General features: G+C 41.4%; 16 protein-coding genes and 1 pseudogene. 13 read left to right on the forward strand and 4 right to left on the reverse strand.

The features are described 5' to 3' along the window. The first annotated feature begins 225 nt into the window (after positions 1 to 225). From AVJ20_RS08045 to AVJ20_RS08070, 6 genes are all read left to right on the forward strand, one after another. On the forward strand, positions 226 to 1,797 hold the full coding sequence (locus AVJ20_RS08045) for a TerC family protein (protein ID WP_078192606.1): 1,572 nt from the start codon (positions 226 to 228) through the stop codon (positions 1,795 to 1,797). A gap of 131 nt (positions 1,798 to 1,928) precedes the next feature. After that, a complete protein-coding gene (locus AVJ20_RS08050) occupies positions 1,929 to 2,396 on the forward strand; it encodes a YchJ family protein (protein WP_111884841.1) in 468 nt (155 codons plus the stop codon). Between the two features lie 59 nt (positions 2,397 to 2,455). Further along, on the forward strand, positions 2,456 to 3,100 hold the full coding sequence (locus AVJ20_RS08055) for a trimeric intracellular cation channel family protein (RefSeq protein ID WP_078189475.1): 645 nt from the start codon (positions 2,456 to 2,458) through the stop codon (positions 3,098 to 3,100). A gap of 144 nt (positions 3,101 to 3,244) precedes the next feature. Beyond that, complete coding sequence (locus AVJ20_RS08060; protein WP_078189474.1) at positions 3,245 to 4,564, forward strand: MFS transporter; 1,320 nt, start codon at positions 3,245 to 3,247, stop codon at positions 4,562 to 4,564. A gap of 163 nt (positions 4,565 to 4,727) precedes the next feature. Next, positions 4,728 to 6,947 (forward strand): DNA topoisomerase IV subunit A, encoded by a 2,220-nt coding sequence (gene parC / locus AVJ20_RS08065; protein ID WP_078189473.1) that lies wholly within the window; start codon positions 4,728 to 4,730, stop codon positions 6,945 to 6,947. A 149-nt stretch (positions 6,948 to 7,096) separates the two neighbouring features. After that, entirely contained in the window at positions 7,097 to 8,776 is a 1,680-nt protein-coding gene (locus AVJ20_RS08070; RefSeq protein WP_078189472.1) for a long-chain-fatty-acid--CoA ligase, read from the forward strand. A gap of 58 nt (positions 8,777 to 8,834) precedes the next feature. Here AVJ20_RS08070 and AVJ20_RS08075 read toward each other — a convergent pair whose 3' ends face one another. Next, the gene (locus AVJ20_RS08075; RefSeq protein WP_078189471.1) at positions 8,835 to 9,224 is read right to left on the reverse strand and encodes a hypothetical protein; all 390 of its coding nucleotides are present in this window, start codon (positions 9,222 to 9,224) and stop codon (positions 8,835 to 8,837) included. A 108-nt stretch (positions 9,225 to 9,332) separates the two neighbouring features. Between AVJ20_RS08075 and AVJ20_RS08080 the strand changes: the two genes are divergently transcribed. After that, positions 9,333 to 9,731, forward strand: coding sequence for an MAPEG family protein (locus AVJ20_RS08080; RefSeq protein WP_078189470.1), 399 nt, complete (start codon positions 9,333 to 9,335; stop codon positions 9,729 to 9,731). A 115-nt stretch (positions 9,732 to 9,846) separates the two neighbouring features. Next, positions 9,847 to 10,383: an inorganic diphosphatase gene (ppa, locus tag AVJ20_RS08085; RefSeq protein ID WP_078189469.1), complete on the forward strand. Its 537-nt coding sequence runs from the start codon at positions 9,847 to 9,849 to the stop codon at positions 10,381 to 10,383. Positions 10,384 to 10,485: 102 nt separating this feature from the next. Here the strand turns inward: ppa and AVJ20_RS08090 are convergent, their stop codons facing one another. Next, entirely contained in the window at positions 10,486 to 11,781 is a 1,296-nt protein-coding gene (locus AVJ20_RS08090; RefSeq protein ID WP_111884842.1) for an OprD family outer membrane porin, read from the reverse strand. A 715-nt stretch (positions 11,782 to 12,496) separates the two neighbouring features. On the opposite strand from AVJ20_RS08090, the gene AVJ20_RS08095 reads away from it, so the two are divergent. Both AVJ20_RS08095 and AVJ20_RS08100 read left to right on the forward strand, forming a co-directional pair. Beyond that, positions 12,497 to 13,273: a TorF family putative porin gene (locus AVJ20_RS08095; protein WP_111884843.1), complete on the forward strand. Its 777-nt coding sequence runs from the start codon at positions 12,497 to 12,499 to the stop codon at positions 13,271 to 13,273. A gap of 396 nt (positions 13,274 to 13,669) precedes the next feature. Then, on the forward strand, positions 13,670 to 14,401 hold the full coding sequence (locus AVJ20_RS08100) for a TorF family putative porin (RefSeq protein ID WP_111884844.1): 732 nt from the start codon (positions 13,670 to 13,672) through the stop codon (positions 14,399 to 14,401). Between the two features lie 43 nt (positions 14,402 to 14,444). Here AVJ20_RS08100 and AVJ20_RS08105 read toward each other — a convergent pair. Together AVJ20_RS08105 and AVJ20_RS08110 are read right to left on the reverse strand one after the other, a co-directional pair. Continuing rightward, positions 14,445 to 15,934: pseudogene (locus AVJ20_RS08105) on the reverse strand (YifB family Mg chelatase-like AAA ATPase). Positions 15,935 to 16,000: 66 nt separating this feature from the next. Next, positions 16,001 to 16,228, reverse strand: coding sequence for an accessory factor UbiK family protein (locus tag AVJ20_RS08110; protein WP_078189551.1), 228 nt, complete (start codon positions 16,226 to 16,228; stop codon positions 16,001 to 16,003). 278 nt (positions 16,229 to 16,506) lie between these two features. Here AVJ20_RS08110 and glnK point away from each other — a divergent pair, with 278 nt between their 5' ends. From glnK to nrdR, 3 genes are all read left to right on the forward strand, one after another. Continuing rightward, a complete protein-coding gene (gene glnK / locus AVJ20_RS08115; RefSeq protein WP_067763174.1) occupies positions 16,507 to 16,845 on the forward strand; it encodes a P-II family nitrogen regulator in 339 nt (112 codons plus the stop codon). Between the two features lie 61 nt (positions 16,846 to 16,906). Further along, positions 16,907 to 18,298: an ammonium transporter gene (locus AVJ20_RS08120; RefSeq protein ID WP_111884845.1), complete on the forward strand. Its 1,392-nt coding sequence runs from the start codon at positions 16,907 to 16,909 to the stop codon at positions 18,296 to 18,298. Positions 18,299 to 18,436: 138 nt separating this feature from the next. Beyond that, on the forward strand, positions 18,437 to 18,895 hold the full coding sequence (gene nrdR / locus AVJ20_RS08125) for a transcriptional regulator NrdR (protein WP_067763170.1): 459 nt from the start codon (positions 18,437 to 18,439) through the stop codon (positions 18,893 to 18,895). The last annotated feature ends 30 nt before the right edge of the window (positions 18,896 to 18,925 follow it).

Here is an 18,925-nt window from a genome sequence, read left to right on the forward strand (position 1 = left end):
CATACTGAGATTGTACTTTGGTAAAAAAGGGTGAATTTTTACCTTAACTTGCTATACTTAAAACTTCATTTTAAGCTAAAGAACCGTCATGGGTAGTGGTTGTTGTCACTCAGCACACATCAAAATATTAGAAAGAACGCCATTAAAAGCGTTTGCGCATGTCCAATGCATATCATCTTCAATTCAGCATGATCCACGTGTGAATAACATTCAGGAGATACAATTATGATCTTTGAATGGATGTCCGACCCATCTGCATGGGTGGGTTTATTGACACTGGTGGTGCTTGAGATTGTTTTAGGTATCGATAACCTGGTATTTATTGCGATTCTTGCGGAAAAATTACCGCCAGAACAGCGTAATACTGCACGGATTGTCGGCTTATTGCTTGCACTGTGTATGCGATTGATCTTACTGGCCTCGATTGCATGGGTGGTGACTCTAACCAACCCACTGTTCCATATTTTCGACCATCCATTTTCCGGTCGAGATCTAATTTTACTGTTTGGTGGGGTGTTCTTGCTATTTAAAGGCACCATGGAACTGCGTGAACGTCTTGAAAACAAGCCTATGCTAAAGGAAGAAAATCCTGTGCATGCGACGTTTTGGATGGTGATTGTGCAGATTGTGGTGCTAGATGCCGTGTTCTCGCTCGATAGCGTGATTACCGCTGTCGGGATGGTGAAACACCTTTCTGTCATGATGATTGCGGTCATTATTGCTGTCGGCATTATGCTGTGGGCATCTAAACCACTGATGAACTTCGTGAACCGTCACCCAACGGTGGTGATTCTGTGCCTGTGTTTCTTGATGATGATCGGTTTCTCGCTCTTAGTCGAAGGCTTTGGTTTCCATATTCCAAAAGGTTACTTATACGCGGCCATTGGTTTCTCTGTCATGATTGAGTTCTTGAACCAAACCATGCGTCATAATCAGGAAAAAATGGTGACAACCACAGACTTACGTTATCGCACAGCCTCAGCTGTGATGCGTATGCTCGGTGGGAAAAATGTTGCAGACAATCAAAATGAAAATGAAGATGTGCTTGCAACACGTGCTTTTGCTGATGAAGTCTTTGATGAAGACAACGGGGTTTACCACAGTGTCATGGTACAAGGGGTACTGGGTTTATCTGAGCGTCCAGTAAAGTCCGTGATGACACCTCGTCCTGAACTGGAATGGATTGATTTAGATGAAGAACCTGAGGCGATTCGTGCTCAATTACTCAGTACCACGCATTCACGTTTAATTGTGGCACATGGTGAGCTTGACAATATTGCGGGTGCGGTACTGACTCATAAAGTCATGAATGACTATATTGAAACAGGCGTACTCGATTTCGAAAAACATCTCCGTGAGCCAGTGGTGGTGCATGAAAATGCTCAAGTTTTGATGGTGATGGAACAGCTACGTCAAGCGCCGTTGCAAATGGCCTTGGTGTTAAACGAATACGGTTCAATTGAAGGGATTGCAACACCGATTGATGTCTTAGAAGCGATTGCTGGTGAGTTCCCTGATGAAGATGAACCAGAGACGGCAGCAGAAAGTCTCGATGATGGTTCATTGTTACTCGATGGCTCAACCGACATTCGTCATGTGTCTTTATTGTTAGGTCGTGACTTGGTGGATGATGCTGAACAGTATTCGACATTGTCCGGATATATCTTATTTCATTTGGGCCGTTTACCAGCCAATGGTGAAAAATTCAAAGCGGATGAACACATCTTTGAAGTGGTCACAATGGATGGCCATAAGATCGAAAAAGTGCATGTCATTCCCATGCCAACTGAAGATTAAGCTGAGGCCAAGAGAACATTCAGCTTAATCTATATAGATCAGTATGGATTCGCATACTGCTGATGAAAATTGTGTGGAAAGATCCGTTAAAATAGCCTGCATTGTCAGGCTATTTTTTTATGGAAACAAACATGTCACAAGTCCAATGTCCATGTGGCAAAGGTGAGTATGCTAGCTGTTGTCAGCCCTTACATACGGGGCGTGAAAATGCACAGAGCGCAGAGCAGTTGATGCGATCACGTTATAGTGCTTTTGCACAGCATGAGATTGATTATATTGTACAAACAACTGCGCTTGGACAGCAGCAAGCTTTGGATGTGAGTGCTATTGCAGCGTGGAGTCAGGCCAATCAATGGTTAAAGCTCGAGGTGGTACAAGCCCAAGAAAAGCTCGATAAAAACCATGCTCAAGTTGAATTTAAAGCGCATTATCACGATGGGCAGCAAGCGCAAGTACATCATGAAATTTCACACTTTGTGAAGTTCGAGCAGCGCTGGTATTTCCTTGATCCGACCACAGAGATGAAAATCACCATGAAGCAGCCGTGTATTTGTGGTTCTGGACGAAAATTTAAACAATGTTGTGCGCAATTTTTATAACATTTGAGCAGATTTAGCTTAGAATAGCGCGCATCTCAACCCTCAGTGGAAGAAGGGCGATGTTACTTACCGTTATTTATATTATCGCAATCACGGCAGAAGCAATGACAGGTGCATTGTCTGCGGGTCGGCGGAGTATGGACTGGTTTGGGGTAACATTGATTGCCTGTGTCACGGCACTGGGGGGCGGTTCGGTTCGTGATGTGCTGCTTGGGCACTATCCACTGACTTGGGTTAAGCATCCAGAATATCTCATGCTGACCTGCTTTGCTGCATTTGTCACCATCCTGATTGCAAAGTGGATGCGTCATCTTCGTAATATCTTCTTGGTTCTCGATGCCCTTGGTCTCATAGGTTTTACCATTATTGGCTGTCAAATTGCTTTAGAAATGGGACATGGTTTTGTCGTCTCTGCGGTAGCAGGGGTGTTAACTGGGGTCTCTGGCGGTATTCTACGAGATATTCTATGTAACGATGTGCCGCTGGTGTTCCGTCGTGAACTTTATGCCAGTATTTCTTTTGTGTCCGTGATTTGTTATTGGCTCTGCATTGAGATTGGCTTATCGCTAGAATTGACCGTCATTGCGACGCTCATTTTCGGTTTCACCTTACGTCTGATCGCCATTTACTTTGGCTTAGAAATGCCTAAATTTATTTATAAAGATGATGATGATCAGTCAGTATCTTCAAAAGATTTGTCGTAGCCGCGTTGCTATAACATCACATTAAAATGCTAAAAAGACGGATCAATGGTCGGTCTTTTGCATGGATCTATACTAAAAAACGCAAAATCATACATCCTGTTGGGAAAGCAGTGTTCATCCTTCCACCAGTTCAGAGATCTTGTTATGGACTTAGTCTCACGTATACAACGCTTACCCATCGGTAAGTTTCACTACACTTTACTTTGGGTTATTGGCCTTGGCTGGATGTTTGATGCCATGGATACGGGGCTCATTTCCTTTATCTTAGCGAAAATGGCTGAAGATTGGGCCATGACACCAAATGATAAAAGTTGGGTAGTCTCGATTGGTTTTGTTGGGATGGCGATTGGCGCAGTATTTTCTGGTGGATTGGCTGATCGCTTCGGCCGAAAAACAGTCTTTGCATGGACATTGGTGATTTATAGCTTAGCCACCGCTGCATGTGCGTTTGCACCTAATCTAACTTGGTTGTTGGTATTTCGTTTTATTGTCGGCCTAGGTTTAGGGGGGCAACTCCCTGTCGCGGTGACTTTGGTCAGTGAATATATTCCGGCGCATGTGCGTGGTCGTTTTATTGTCTTACTAGAAAGTTTTTGGGGACTGGGCTGGTTGGTTGCAGCGTTGGTCTCACGCTTTATTATTCCGGATTTTGGTTGGCATGCGGCTTTCCTGATTGGCGGTATTCCTGCGTTATATGCGATCGTGATTTGGAAAATGGTGCCCGAATCGGTGCCTTATTTGATTAACCGTGGACGTTTTGATGAAGCACATGCATTGGTGAAAAAGATTGAAGCCAAATGTGGTGTAGAAGTTGTTGAAATCTTTGAAGTCAAACCGGTTGCAGAAAAGCACAATATCAGTTTTTCACAGTTGTGGTCAGGGATTTTTGCACGTCGTACTTTAATGCTGTGGCTCATTTGGTTCGGTATCGTCTTTTCTTATTACGGTATTTTTACATGGTTACCAAGTTTATTGGTCAAAGAAGGCTACACCATTGTTCAATCCTTTGAATATGTTTTGGTCATGATTTTGGCACAATTACCGGGTTATATTGCAGCTGCATGGTTGGTCGAAAAATTAGGTCGTAAAGCTACGTTGGCGGGCTTCATTGGGATGTGTGCAATTTCGGCATATTTCTTCGGTCAGTCTGGCAGTGTGACAGAGATTGTGATTTGGGGCTGTTTAATGTCCTTCTTTAATCTCGGTGCTTGGGGCGTACTTTATACCTATACACCAGAACAATACCCGGCCAATATTCGTGCCTTTGGTTCGGGCTGGGCGGGTGCCATTGGTCGGATCGGGGGCATTGCCGCGCCTTTTGCTGTGACACATATGATGGATATGGATCATGGTTTTAGCTATGTCTTTATGATGTTTACAGCAGTCTTAATTGCAGTTGCTGTGGTGATTTTGGTTTTAGGTGAGGAAACCAAAGGCAAAACTTTAGAATCCATTGGTCTATAGAGACTGTTGAATTTTTAGTTGATCATGGTGAATAAAATGGATATTTTTACGCCATAAGACACAATTTGTCGCAGAGTGTTAGATCATCCCCTTGTATAGGGGACACCTGCGACATAGCATAAGAACCCAATAAAGAACGAACAATTTAGGATTACAGGTTGTTATGACAAGCCTTGCGCATCATGCGACAGAAAACCGTTCCGTAGCAGAATTTACCGAACAAGCATATCTCAACTACGCCATGTACGTGATTATGGATCGTGCATTGCCACATATCAGTGATGGTCTAAAACCCGTTCAGCGTCGTATCGTCTATGCGATGAGCGAGCTCGGGTTAAAGCCAACGGGTAAGCCAAAAAAATCTGCACGTACGGTTGGTGATGTACTGGGTAAATACCATCCTCACGGTGACTCAGCTTGTTATGAAGCCATGGTCCTCATGGCGCAGCCGTTTAGTTATCGCTATCCATTTATTGAAGGTCAGGGAAACTGGGGCTCACCAGATGATCCGAAATCCTTCGCAGCGATGCGATATACCGAAGCAAAACTGTCTGCTTATAGTGATTTATTATTGTCTGAGTTAGGACAAGGAACCTGTGATTGGCAGGATAACTTTGATGGTTCGATGAAAGAGCCAGTGAATTTACCGGCACGTGTTCCAAATATTTTACTCAACGGCACAACGGGTATTGCTGTGGGGATGGCAACCGATATTCCACCGCATAACTTACGTGAAGTGGTGAAGGGTACCATCGCCTTAATTCGCAATCCAAACTTAACCGATGAGAAAGTCGCAGAATATATTCCTGCGCCTGATTTGCCGACACGTGCGGAAATTATTACTTCTCCAGAAGAATTACTTAAAATTCAAACCACGGGTCGCGGTAGTTATCGAACTCGTGCGGTATACAGCATTGAGAAAAATGAAATTGTGATTACGGAGTTGCCGTATCAGGTTTCAGGCTCAAAAGTGATCACGCAGATTGCAGATCAAATGCAGGCGAAGAAGTTGCCATTGGTCACGGACTTACGTGATGAGTCAGATCATAAAAATCCAACACGTTTAGTGATCGTCCTGCGCTCGAATCGTATTGATGCTGAATCGGTGATGAGTCATCTATTTGCAACCACTGACTTAGAGTCGAGCTATCGTGTCAATATGAACATGATTGGCGCTGACGGTCGTCCGCAAGTGAAATCGATCCGCCGTATTTTGTTGGAATGGATCGAAATCCGTAAAAATACCGTGACACGTCGTTTGACTTATCATCTGAATAAAATTGAAAAACGGTTACATATACTTGCAGGCTTGATTATTGCCTATCTGAATATTGATGAAGTGATTCGAATTATTCGAGAAGAAGATCAGCCTAAACCGGTGTTGATGACGCATTTTAATATCGATGAAATTCAAGCCGAAGCGATTTTAGAACTTAAGTTACGTCATTTGGCAAAACTTGAAGAAATGGAAATGCGCCGTGAACAAGAAGAATTGGAAGCCAAAGCAGCCATTATTCGTGAACAATTGGCGAACCCTGAATCATTAAAAGCATTGATCATTAATGAACTTAAAGAAGATGCGAAGAAATTTGGTGATGACCGCCGTTCTCCAATTGTGAAACGTGCAGAAGCCCATGCGATTAATGAACAAGATATGCTTCCTGCAGATCCTGTGACTGTGGTGTTGTCTGAAGCGGGTTGGATTCGCTCGGCGAAAGGTCATGAAGTCGATGCTGAGAACTTAAATTTCCGTGCAGGTGACCAATATCTCAGCCATGCGCAAGGTAAATCGAATCAACGTGTGTATGTATTAGATGATGCCGGTCGAAGCTATGCTTTGGGCATCAATACCTTGCCATCTGCGCGTGGTTTAGGTGAGCCTCTGAGTTCTAAACTTGCACCTGCAAGTGGTGTCGGCTTTAAACAAGTGTTTATTGCTGAAGATGAAACAGAAGTCTTGGCGATGAGTAGTAAAGGCTATGGCTTTAAAACCCAAGCCAAAAACCTCGATACCAATGCAAAAGCAGGTAAAGCCTTCCTTACCTTATCTGAAGGCGCGGCGGTCATGAATTTAACGGCGATTGAGAATGCAACACATCTTGCACTCCTCAGTTCTGCGGGGCGTTTGCTGTTGGTTGAACTTGATGAATTACCAGTATTGAATAAGGGTAAAGGTAATAAATTGATACAACTTGAGGCAAAAGATCAAATTGTATCCATGACAACTTTGAATTTAGATGAAATAATTCAAGTGCTTGCAGGAAATCAACAATTAAAGCTTAAAGGCGACGATCTGCAAAAATATGTGGGTAAACGTGCATCGAAAGGCGTGTTGTTACCACGTGGATATCAAAAAGCAAATAAACTGTTCATTCAAAGATAATACTAGCATCCATGGAACGAAATACGTTATATATGCTGTTATTCGTGAAATGGATGCAATATTAAGCACAAACAAGTTAAATAATGACCGCTTAATATTGAAAAAAAACAGTTGGATTATTAAGGATTACGACAGGAGAATTGGGCGTTATGGAAAAGATTTGGTTCGCTGAATACCAAAAGACAGGGATTCCAGAAACTGTAGAATTACCCGCAGAAAATACCTCATTGGTCGATATTTTTGAGCGTAATTTTCAGAAGTTTGGCTCAAGAGATGCCTTTATCTTCATGGATAAAGTCTTAACTTTTAAAGAACTTGATGAAGCAAGCCGTAAATTTGCAACCTATTTGCAAAGTTTAGGTTTGGCACAAGGTTCACGCGTTGCAGTTATGATGCCTAACGTTCTTCAATATCCTGTTGTTGCATTAGGTGTATTCCGTGCTGGACTGGTATTGGTCAACGTGAATCCATTGTATACCTCTCGTGAGCTTGAACATCAATTAAATGACTCTGGTTCAGAGGCATTGGTTATCATTGAAAACTTTGCATCTGTTTACCAAGCGATTATTGGTAAAACCCCAGTAAAACATGTGATCGTGGCATCTGTGGGTGACATGCTTGGTACGCTGAAAGGCACATTGGTTAACTTTGTATTACGTTCAGTACGTAAACAAATTCCAGCTTGGAACATTCCAGGTCATATTCGCTTTAATGCAGCAATGTCTAAAGTGAGTGCAAACAATTACAAACGTCCAAACTTAACTCTAAGTGATACTGCAGTACTTCAATATACTGGTGGTACAACTGGCGTATCTAAAGGCGCAGAATTGACACATCGTAACCTTGTGTCAAACATGTTGCAGTGTGATGGTATTTTCCAAAGTAAATTTGGTCAGCAAGATGGTCAGCCAGATGATCGTATCTTCTGTGCATTACCGCTGTATCACATCTTTGCATTTATGGTGTGTGCACTTTACGGCATGTACAAAGGTCAGGCGAACGTATTGATTCCTAACCCGCGTGACCTACCTGCGGTAATGAAAGAATTACGTAAATACCAACCTTCATTCTTTCCAGCAGTGAACACTTTGTTTAATGCTTTGGTGAACAATGAAGAGTTCAAGCAACTTGACCACAGCAAGCTAAAAATGGCGATGGGTGGTGGTATGGCAGTACTTCCTTCGACTGCAGAAGCGTGGAAGAAAGTTACCGGTACCAATATCATCGAAGGTTATGGCTTATCAGAAACTTCACCTGTTGCAACTGCAAACCCTCCAGCATCAATGGAATTCAGCGGTACGATTGGTATTCCATTGCCACTGACTGAAGTTGCTATTTTAGATGATGATGGCAATGAAGTTGCTCAAGGTGAGCAAGGTGAAATTTCGATTCGTGGTCCTCAAGTCATGAAAGGCTATTGGAACCGTCCAGATGAAACTGCCAAAGTAATGACGGCGGACGGTTTCTTCCGTACTGGTGACATTGGTGTCATGGATCCACGCGGTTATGTGAAGATTGTAGACCGTAAAAAAGACATGATTTTGGTATCAGGCTTCAACGTTTATCCTTCTGAAATTGAAGAAGTTGTTGCAAAACATCCAAAAGTGCTAGAAGTTGCTGCGATTGGTGTTCCTGATGAAAAATCAGGTGAAGTACCTAAATTATTCGTTGTGAAAAAAGATCCATCTTTAACAACTGAAGAAGTTTTGGCATTCGCAAAAGAAAACTTAACTGGCTATAAACGCCCACGTTATGTTGAATTTATGGATGAATTACCAAAATCGAACGTCGGTAAAATTCTACGTAAAGATTTGCGTAAAACCGCATAATACGATGCATAAAAAAAGCGCCTTCGGGCGCTTTTTTTATCGCTTTTAATTTAGATCATTAAAGCTTGCCTTTATTCATCGACCAGCGATCAAAGTAGCGACGTCCTACACCAAAAACACCTAAGAAAATAAACATCGCGCCGAACTGACGACTAAAGCCAGATTGGTTATAGCTGCCATAGGTTAAAATATTGTCGACTAAACAATATAGTGCAATGACAATGACCCAATGCCAAAGGGGAAGTTGCTTGATGGAAACTGCATAGAATGCAATCCACATGATGACAAAGCTGAAAACAGTCGACCATACATTTAAGTTGGCACAGATCACAGCAAGTAAAAATGCAGTCACAGGAATGACAATTTTTAAAACACGATCGACGCGAAGCTGATGGCGTTTTTGCTCTTCAAGAACTTCAAATAATTGATCTTGATCAGAAGTACTCATAGAGGATCCTTTCATCTGCCGATTATAAAAACACTATATTTAACAAAAATTATTCACGAAATGCCATGTTATTATAGCAGCCATAAAAATCTTCCTGAGAAAAAACACATGCACAGCATCAGTGGGATCATCTATCTCATTTTGGCCGCTTGTTTATTGCCATATGTATTTACATTTATTGCGAAGCGAGCTGCAGGTTTTAAGTCGAGTGATAATCAAAATCCACGTGAAGTTTTAGCGCGCTCTACAGGATTGGCGAGCCGCGCACATGCAGTGCAGCAAAATAGTTTTGAAAGTTTACCTTTATTTATTGCGGCTATATTAATGGCTGAATACATGGTGATTCATCAGCAATACATCATGACCTTTGGGATTGCCTATCTCGTTTTACGTGTTATTTATGGGCTATGTTATTTAGCCAATTGGGCAACTTTACGTTCAATCATTTGGACCTTGTCGATGTTATGCCCGATTTGCCTGATGTTATTGGTTATTAAATTAAGCTAAATGTTCTGCTTGATGATTAAATTATCAGCATGATCGCTAAAATCACAAAAAAAGCGATAAAACCGTTATAATTGTGCCGGATTAAAAGATTTAACTTTGTTTAAAGAGTGATGCTATGAGCTACAGCAATATCCCAGCGGGTAAAGATGCACCAAACGACATCTATGTCATTATTGAAATTCCTGCAAATGCAGCACCAATCAAATACGAAATCGATAAAGATTCTGATGCGTTATTTGTAGACCGTTTCATGGGTACTGCAATGTTCTACCCAGCGAACTATGGTTATGTTCCAAATACATTATCTTTGGATGGTGACCCACTAGACGTACTTGTGGTAACTCCACATCCAGTAGAGCCAGGTTCTGTAATTCGTTGCCGTCCTGTTGGTAAATTGAACATGGAAGATGACGGTGGTGTTGACGCAAAACTCGTTGCTGTTCCACACGACAAATTGACTCCGCTCTATAAAGATGTTCAAGAATATACAGATCTTCCTGCATTATTGATCAATCAAATTGAACATTTCTTCCAACACTACAAAGACTTAGAGCCTGGTAAGTGGGTTAAGTTAAGTGGTTGGGAAGGTGCTGATGTTGCTAAACAAGAAGTACTTAGCTCAATTGAAGCTTACAAAGCTGCGAACAAATAATATTGTTTTAAGCTGAGTATCGTTTTTATATAAAATCGATGCTCATAAAAAAACCTGCACAGTGTGCAGGTTTTTTTTCGCTATCTTAGAGTAGCTGCAAAATTAAAATAATTTCACAGGGATGTCTAAGAATACACGTAATTCATTGGTGTCAGCCATATATACGTCATTGTATGCTTGGTCTGCACGGTAGTGTGAATAACGTAAACGAAGGCTGGCATCTTTAGCAAAACCTGATTGAACAGTATATTTCACTTGGTTAAAGAATTCGCTTTCTTTAGCATCGTCTGATGTCTCTACACCATTTTTAATAGTTTTGATATCCCAACCGTATACATAAGCAGTCGTCCAATTTAAACCTGGCACGCCGTAATCAGCAAAGTTTAAGTTGTATTGAACTTGTGCCGATTTCTCATGGTTACCAATAAAGTCAGAAAGGTAAGAGTTGGCTACATAAATAGATTGCGCACCGTCAGCATTGCTACCATAGTCATAACCTGTGTTACCAGTGTTTTGTTGGTAAGCCAGCATGACTGAGTGAGCGCCTTGATTTAATGTACCTGCCAATGACCATAGATTATTGCTTCGGCCATCTACATTTGTAGCACCAAGTGATGAAGAAGAGGTTGAAGCTGCTTTGTCCCATTCTGTGTGATAACCACTAAAGTCTAAATTTAAAGAGCGTTTTTCAGCTAACGGAATAGTGTAATTAGCATTAATGTAATGACGATCCAACGCATTTTTGCTGTCTAAGCCATAGTAAGATGCATTAAGTTGGTCGTTAAACTTATATTTTGCACCCCAAACCACAGCACGATCTAGATCGTTACCGTCAGAATTAATTTGGTCTGAATATTGGTTTTTAGTGAATTTACCAGCAACCAATTCTAGATTTTCAATTTCACGGCTTTTCGCAAGAACACCAGTGAAATATTCTGGAACCATACGTGCTGTATTAGACGCAAGTACAGGAAGATCTAGAACTTGGGTGCCGTATTCAACAGTAGTATTTGATACTCGAGCTTTAACACTTGCGCCACCACGTGCCCAGTGATCATACGCTGAGCCGTCGTTATGTTGTGGAATCATGCCATTACCAGCATGTTTGTTTTCACCGATTTTAAATGAACCATCGCCGACAACATTGGCACCAAAGCCAACAACACCTTGAGTGAAGCCTGACTCTAATTTCACAATTGCTGATTGTGCAAAAGAACTTGTATCGTCACCGCGATTTACATCTTGTTTATCGCGTTTGATGTAACCTGTACGAAACAATACAGAGCCTTCGGCATCTTCCACAAAGCCTTTAGATTCACTTTGTTCGCTAGCAAAAGCAGTAGAAATAAGAGCAGCGTTTACTAATACTGCAAGTGTTAGTTGTTGAGCTTTAAGCATTGGGAGAGAGCCTCATGCAAATTTGGTTAATATGTAGTGCGATTGTATATTTTTTCTTAAAAAAATCACTATTTTTAATGCGCTTATTACACTAAAGTTAGAAAACATTCAGATCATCGGTCAATCTGTAATAAGCAAATATTTCGTATGTTATTGTTGTTTAACAAATAGTTTATTTAAATTGAATATATATTAAGCTAAAGAGAAGTTTATTCATTGCTTATCATAAAAAAATATAAAAAATGGTAAAAACTTTCATTTAACTTGCTGATTTATCATCACTCTTTGCGACAAATTGTGCCGAATCTAAATTCGTATTTTGATCAAAAAGTATATCAATGGTTGAGGTGCATGGCATCACTGTTCAGGCACAGTAAGCACCGTTGGCGTGTTTTTTGTAAATAGAGAATGACTTTTAGCGAAGTCGTCAGAAATTTTTCCTTAAAAAAACAGTTCAATAAAAGATGATAATATTCGTGATAAATACATATAAATGAATGCATTAAATCATTGTTAAAGACTAGAACAAGATAAAAGATATTTTATGAATCAAAAGCTTGGTTTTTACTGTTTTATATAATCTTACCTTTGTTTTTAAATGATTTAATTTATCAAAATAAGAAAAAAGGGGCTATACAGTGCGGTAAAATCGATTAAAATCGGCGCTAAATTTTACTCAACCCAATCCACGATCGATCCGATGTGGGGACTAAACATGATTCAATTTTATAAAAAAGCAATTTTAAGTATTTTAGTGACCCTAGCTACAGCCCCTGCATTTGCAGAACAAACTGAACAAGTCACAACAGCACAAGGGAATTGGTCTGGAAGTTTGGGCGTGGTAAACAAATATGTGTACCGTGCGAGTGAAGAAAATGATCAAGCTGCATTACAAGCCGGACTGGAATATGCACACAACAGTGGGCTGTTCGCGGGCTATTGGGGTTCTACACTCAACTATGACCCTACGGACGACAGTCAGTCACATGGTTTTGAACATGATTTCTATGTCGGATATGGACGTGAACTGAATGAAGATTGGAGCTATAAGTCACAAGTGATGGCTTATGTCTATCAAGGTGGCGGTTCAGTTTATAACGATGACCGCTCTGAAAAGCGTCGCACAACGGGCGTCGAATTTATTCAGGACATAAGTTATAAAGATTTAACTGCAAGCATGGCTGTATTGTTGTCTGATGTTAATTATGGCAATGCAGGAGATGTATATCTGAATGCTGCTTATAGCTATGCATTACCTTATGATGTTTCATTAAATTCATCGCTTGGTGTTTCTGTTTTTAATGACAGTCGTGATGACAGCCTATTAACAACCACAGAAGATGTGGTGTTCACTGAAGCACGTTTAGGCTTGAGTAAATCGATTGCTGATACTGGATTTGAAATTGCTGCTGACTATGTATGGGGCGGTAAAGATCGTGAAGGCGAGCAATTAGATGATAACGTTGTGGTTGGATTGACCTATTCTTTCTAACATTAACGAGTTGACCTTATTGGGTCATATTCTTGAAAGTGCATAATGGTGATTGTGCACTTTTTTTATGCATTTTTGAGATCGGTGTTGAAAAAATATACTCAAAAAAGCGCATTTTTAAAATCCTGTTACATCTATCAACCTGAAGATTTAAATAATCTAAATAGATGAAAATCTGCATTCTAAAATAAATTAAAGAGAAAAAAGGCCAAATAGGATAATTAAAAAATAATAAATAAAAACAGTAATATATTGGTTTTTCATAAATCAAAATGGTGACTTTTATAAAAAAAATATGCGCTTATTTTTAAACATGGCACAGCGCTTGCTAATACCTCATTGAGTTCAACGAAATAACCAAAAAATACGTCGTCGCACGATGTGGGGGAACAAACCATGAAATTTGCACTTAAAGCTTTATCAATCGCTGTACTAGGACCAGCATCGACATTTACTTTTGCTGAAGCGCCAGCTTCTGAGCATTCTATATCCGGAAATATCGGCGTACTGTCTAGCTATAATTTACGTGGTATTACCAATGTGCCTGAAAATAGCGGCGCAACTATTCAAGGTGGTTTGGACTATAGCCATGCGTCAGGCTTCTATGCAGGTTACTGGGGTTCAACCTTAGATTATGCACTTGGTGAAGAAGGTCGTGATTCTTTTGAACATGACTTTTATGCAGGTTATAACGGCAAAATTACTGAAGATTTAGGTTATACCGTCGGTGGTACGTATTATTACTACTATGAATCGGATGTTGATTCAGATGGTTTCGAAACACTTTTAGGTTTGAACTACAAAGACTTTAGCGTATCTGCGCAAACCTTAACGCAAAATACGACTTGGGGTAACAAGGGCGATACGTATATCTTAGGTAGCTACAGCTATGCATTGCCAAAAGATTTCACGCTAAATACTTCATTGGGTCTATATGCATATGGTGATGATGACGAATTTGTAGAAACCACTGAAGACTTTGGCTTCCGTCATTTTACAGCAGGTTTAAGTCATCCATTGGGTGACACTGGTGCGAGCGTAAATATGGATTATATTGTGGGTGGTTATGACCGTCTGGATGAAAAACAAAAGAATAAAGTCGTATTTGGCTTAAAATACGAATTCTAATGTTAAAAAGCATTAAAAATGGCGACCTAGGGTCGCCATTTGTTTAAGCATTGAGCTGGCTTCGATAGGACAGTGCTTCAGAAACGTGCTGAGCTTGAATATGTTCACTTTGAGCCAAGTCGGCAATGGTTCTGGCAACACGTAATACCCGATGATAAGCACGTGCAGATAAATTCATTCGCTGCTGGGCTAACTGTAAAATATTCTGTGCAGTAGCATCCAAAACCGCCTGTTGCTCCAATTGCGTCGGCGTGAGCGCCATATTGGATTTTTGCTGACGCTCTATTTGTAACTCATAAGCTTGTATAACACGATGCCTAACCGCGCTTGAACTTTCAACCTCTTGCGAACTTTGTAATTCATGCGCTGCCAGTGGCGGGACATCTATATGTAAGTCAATACGATCTAATAATGGACCTGAAATACGGTTTTGATAGCGTTTAATACTTTCAGCACTACATTGACAGCGGCTGTCTTGGTTAAAAGCATAGCCACATGGACAAGGATTCATCGCCGCAATCAGTTGAAAATTTGCAGGGAAGGTGATTTGACGAGAAGCCCGTGAAATCACAATTTCTTTGGATTCGAGTGGTTGCCGTAACACCTCCAAAACCTTTCGATCAAATTCAGGCAGCTCATCTAAAAATAAAACTCCTAAATGTGCCAAGGTGATTTCACCCGGTTTAGGATTTGATCCTCCACCGACGAGGGCAATCGCAGATGCGGTATGGTGTGGCGCACGAAATGGACGCTGCCCAAAATGATGATTTGCACCTGCAATGGAATAAATACTCGCGACTTGCAAATTTTCTTGCATATCTAAGGGGGGAAGAATACTGGGCAAACGCGAGGCGAGTAGCGTTTTGCCTGTGCCCGGTGGACCCCGAAATAGTAGAGAATGACCGCCAGCCGCTGCAATTTCTAAAGCACGACGTGGTCTGAGTTGACCTTTCACATCAGATAAATCAAAAGGGTAACTGAGTTGATTGGCTGACGATGTCGAGGGATGGCTACTGATTAAGGCTGAACGACTTAAATGTTCACACACATCCTTAAGATGCTGCGCAGGAAAGACTTGGAACTCCGGCAGTTGCGCCGCTTCATCGGCATTGAGTGCAGGTAGAATTAGATGATGCCCGATATGCTGACAGGCAATGGCTATGCTTAAGATGCCACTGACAGGTCGTAAATAACCATCAAGTGCCAATTCGCCAATAAATTCAAAACCATCTGCTGCATTTTCAGGAAGTTGTCCCGACGCGATCAGAATCCCTAAAGCAATGGCCAGATCTAAACGTGAACCATCTTTGGGTAAATCTGCGGGTGCAAGATTAATGGTCAGACGTTTGGTCGGAAACTGAAAGCCGCTATTAATAATCGCAGAGCGGACACGGTCTTTACTTTCACGGACGGCGCCTCAGGGAGGCCAACAATGGTCAATGAAGGCAGACCTTGGCTGACATGAACTTCAACTTCAATTTGGGGTGCATTTAAGCCGAGCAAACCCCGAGTATAGATTTTGGCAAAAGACATATTATTGTTCCGTTATGGTGCATTATTTTTAATCGTTATGCGTCTTTTGTTGCACTAAAAAGGTGCTTATTTTTTGTTCTGAATTTTTTGTTCGAGTTCTTCGACGTGTTTCAACAATTCATTTAAACGTAAATTGGCATTATTCAGTGCAGTACGTTGGCGTTCGATTTCTTCTTTCGACACGAGATCCATTTTGCTCACAGCTTCATTGAGTAAGCTGCGAAGATTATGTTCGACGTCTTTTTTCGGCTGATCGATTTGTTCTAATATCGCTTGTAATAAGGTTTCAATCATTGTTTAGACCATCCTCAGTGAATTGGTTGCAGCAGTTTAACATCGCCACATTCATGACCATAGTGCTTTCATTTAAATATGCGTTTAATCGATCAGTAAAATCGTAATTCTTCTAGTAAAAACGTCTATTTTTATAAGCATACGCAAGATTATCCGTATAAAATAGGTTATAAAGAAATCTCATGCTGAGCTGACTATTTTCCCCCGACTGTAGTCATATTGGCATGAAAATTGAACATAAAACCTTACAGGTGAAATAAGCCGAAGGAAAACAAAACATGAAGCTCGTAACTGCAATTGTAAAACCTTTTAAATTAGATGACGTGCGTGAAGCACTCTCTGAAAATGGTGTTCAAGGGATCACTGTCACTGAAGTTAAAGGCTTCGGTCGCCAGAAAGGTCACACTGAACTTTATCGTGGTGCTGAATATGTGGTTGATTTCTTACCAAAAGTAAAAATCGAAATCGCAATCAGTGATGAAATGGTCGATACCGTAATTGAATCAATTACTCGTGTTGCAAGCACAGGAAAAATTGGCGACGGTAAAATTTTTGTAAGCAATCTGGAACAAGTCATCCGTATCCGTACTGGTGAAACAGGTGCAGATGCCGTTTAAAAAATTGGCATGAAGTTTGCTGAGTAGCTAATAACTCAGAAAATCAGGTCGGGGGATACGAATGAAAAAGATGCTAATTGCACTCGGCTTGTCCAGTGCACTTTTAGGTGGTTCTGTTGCGTGGGCTGAAGAAAGCGCAACAGCACCTACAGAAGAAGTCACAGTAGTTGATACTGCAAATACAACAACGCTAAATACAACAGAAGCTGCAGTTCCAGTTGAAGCAGCGCCAGCACCTGCAGAAGAAGAGCCTAAGCTCGATACAGGTGATACAGCATGGATTTTAGTGTCCACTGCACTTGTGTTACTCATGACAATTCCCGGTTTAGCATTATTTTACGGCGGTATGGTTCGTAAGAAAAATGTACTCAGCACCATGGCACACAGTTTCGTTGCGGCAGGTGTCGTAAGCTTAACGTGGGTGATTGTGGGTTATACCTTAGCATTTGGTGAAGGTAATGCCTTTGTCGGTAGCTTAGACAAATTTATGTTATCGGGCATCACCACAGAAGCCTTGTCCGGTACGATTCCAGAGATTCTTTTTGTTATTTTCCAAATGACATTTGCCATCATTACCGTTGCCATTATTAGCGGTTCGATTGCAGAACGTATGAAATTCGGTGCTTTCGTTGCTTTCATCGCAATTTGGAGCGTCGTGGTTTATGCACCAATTACCCACTGGGTATGGGGCGGTGGTTGGTTAGGTAACGACGGTGCGCTTGATTTTGCGGGTGGTACGGTTGTTCACATCAACTCAGGTGTTGCGGGTCTTGTTGCAGCGTACATGCTTGGTAAACGTATGGGGCTTGGCCGTGAATCAATGGCGCCACATAACCTAACTTTAACCGTCATCGGTGCAAGCCTTGTATGGGTAGGTTGGTTCGGTTTCAATGGTGGTTCTGCACTAGGTGCAAATGGTTCCGCTGGTTATGCATTGGTGGTAACACAAGTTGCAGCAGCAGCAGCAGCAGTGGCATGGTTAATTACTGAAAAAGTGGTTCGTGGTAAAGCGTCTGTCTTGGGTGGTGCTTCTGGTGCGGTAGCAGGTCTTGTGGTGATTACACCTGCGGCAGGTTTCGTAACAGTTGGTGGCGCTTTAGCGATGGGTCTGATCGGTGGTGTGGTTTGCTTCTGGGGTATTACTGCGCTGAAACGTGCGTTGAAAGCGGATGACTCTTTGGATGCGTTTGGTCTACATGGTGTCGGTGGTATCGTGGGTGCGATCCTTACAGCATTCTTTGCCAGCGAATTCATCATGGGTGATAAAGCACCGAGCAACTTAATGCATCAATTATGGGTTCAAGTCGAAGGTGTACTAGCGACTATTGCTTACTCAGCTGTGATGACATTCATTATCTTGAAAGTGATTGATCTAGTGATTGGCATCCGTGTTGAAGCTGATGACGAACGAATGGGTCTAGACTTAAGTCAACATGGCGAACGTGTAGAATAATAAGATCATAGTAAATCAATATATTGTGTAAAACAGCCCGAAAGGGCTGTTTTTTTTCCATATCTAGCGTAAAGCTCTACAAATTTTAAAATTTTTGCTACACTCTAAATCCATTCGGATTTGTTCAATTTAACCGCTATGCATTGTCCATTTTGCAACGCTGAAGACAGTAAAGTGATTGACTCACGTCTTGCTGCTGAAGGCTGTCAGATACGCCGCCGCCGTGAATGTATTAGTTGCGGTGAACGTTTTACAACTTTTGAAAGCTATGAAGTGGTGATGCCGCGTGTCATCAAGTCTGATTCAAAGAGCGAACCTTTTGATGAAGCCAAGCTCCGCCGCTCGCTGATGCATGCCTTGCAAAAGCGTCCAGTAACGCAAGAGCAAATTGAAACGGTACTCAGTGATATTCAATTGCAAATTCGCCGTTTGGGTGAACGTGACGTGAAATCACGCACCATTGGTGAAATTGTCATGCAGTCTTTGTTTGCTTTAGATCATGTGGCTTATGTGCGTTTTGCTTCTGTGTATCAAGACTTCCAAGATGTAGAAGCTTTTCGTCGTCAAATTGAACAAATGCAGCAGCGTGAGCACTAATGCACATCTGCTTCCATTTTTATCATGAGT

Source organism: Acinetobacter sp. CFCC 11171 (genome assembly GCF_003268405.1).
Taxonomy (GTDB): Bacteria; Pseudomonadota; Gammaproteobacteria; order Pseudomonadales; family Moraxellaceae; genus Acinetobacter; species Acinetobacter amyesii.

Bases quoted from the DNA above. Each gene is read 5' to 3' on its own strand.
- glnK (WP_067763174.1), top strand. From the start codon at position 16,507: ATGAAGCTCGTAACTGCAATTGTAAAACCTTTTAAATTAGATGACGTG.
- AVJ20_RS08050 (WP_111884841.1), top strand. From the start codon at position 1,929: ATGTCACAAGTCCAATGTCCATGTGGCAAAGGTGAGTATGCTAGCTGT.
- AVJ20_RS08120 (WP_111884845.1), top strand. From the start codon at position 16,907: ATGAAAAAGATGCTAATTGCACTCGGCTTGTCCAGTGCACTTTTAGGT.
- AVJ20_RS08075 (WP_078189471.1), bottom strand. From the start codon at position 9,224: ATGAGTACTTCTGATCAAGATCAATTATTTGAAGTTCTTGAAGAGCAA.
- AVJ20_RS08080 (WP_078189470.1), top strand. From the start codon at position 9,333: ATGCACAGCATCAGTGGGATCATCTATCTCATTTTGGCCGCTTGTTTA.
- ppa (WP_078189469.1), top strand. From the start codon at position 9,847: ATGAGCTACAGCAATATCCCAGCGGGTAAAGATGCACCAAACGACATC.
- AVJ20_RS08055 (WP_078189475.1), top strand. From the start codon at position 2,456: ATGTTACTTACCGTTATTTATATTATCGCAATCACGGCAGAAGCAATG.
- AVJ20_RS08095 (WP_111884843.1), top strand. From the start codon at position 12,497: ATGATTCAATTTTATAAAAAAGCAATTTTAAGTATTTTAGTGACCCTA.
- AVJ20_RS08110 (WP_078189551.1), bottom strand. From the start codon at position 16,228: ATGATTGAAACCTTATTACAAGCGATATTAGAACAAATCGATCAGCCG.
- AVJ20_RS08070 (WP_078189472.1), top strand. From the start codon at position 7,097: ATGGAAAAGATTTGGTTCGCTGAATACCAAAAGACAGGGATTCCAGAA.
- AVJ20_RS08090 (WP_111884842.1), bottom strand. From the start codon at position 11,781: ATGCTTAAAGCTCAACAACTAACACTTGCAGTATTAGTAAACGCTGCT.
- AVJ20_RS08045 (WP_078192606.1), top strand. From the start codon at position 226: ATGATCTTTGAATGGATGTCCGACCCATCTGCATGGGTGGGTTTATTG.
- AVJ20_RS08100 (WP_111884844.1), top strand. From the start codon at position 13,670: ATGAAATTTGCACTTAAAGCTTTATCAATCGCTGTACTAGGACCAGCA.
- AVJ20_RS08060 (WP_078189474.1), top strand. From the start codon at position 3,245: ATGGACTTAGTCTCACGTATACAACGCTTACCCATCGGTAAGTTTCAC.
- parC (WP_078189473.1), top strand. From the start codon at position 4,728: ATGACAAGCCTTGCGCATCATGCGACAGAAAACCGTTCCGTAGCAGAA.
- nrdR (WP_067763170.1), top strand. From the start codon at position 18,437: ATGCATTGTCCATTTTGCAACGCTGAAGACAGTAAAGTGATTGACTCA.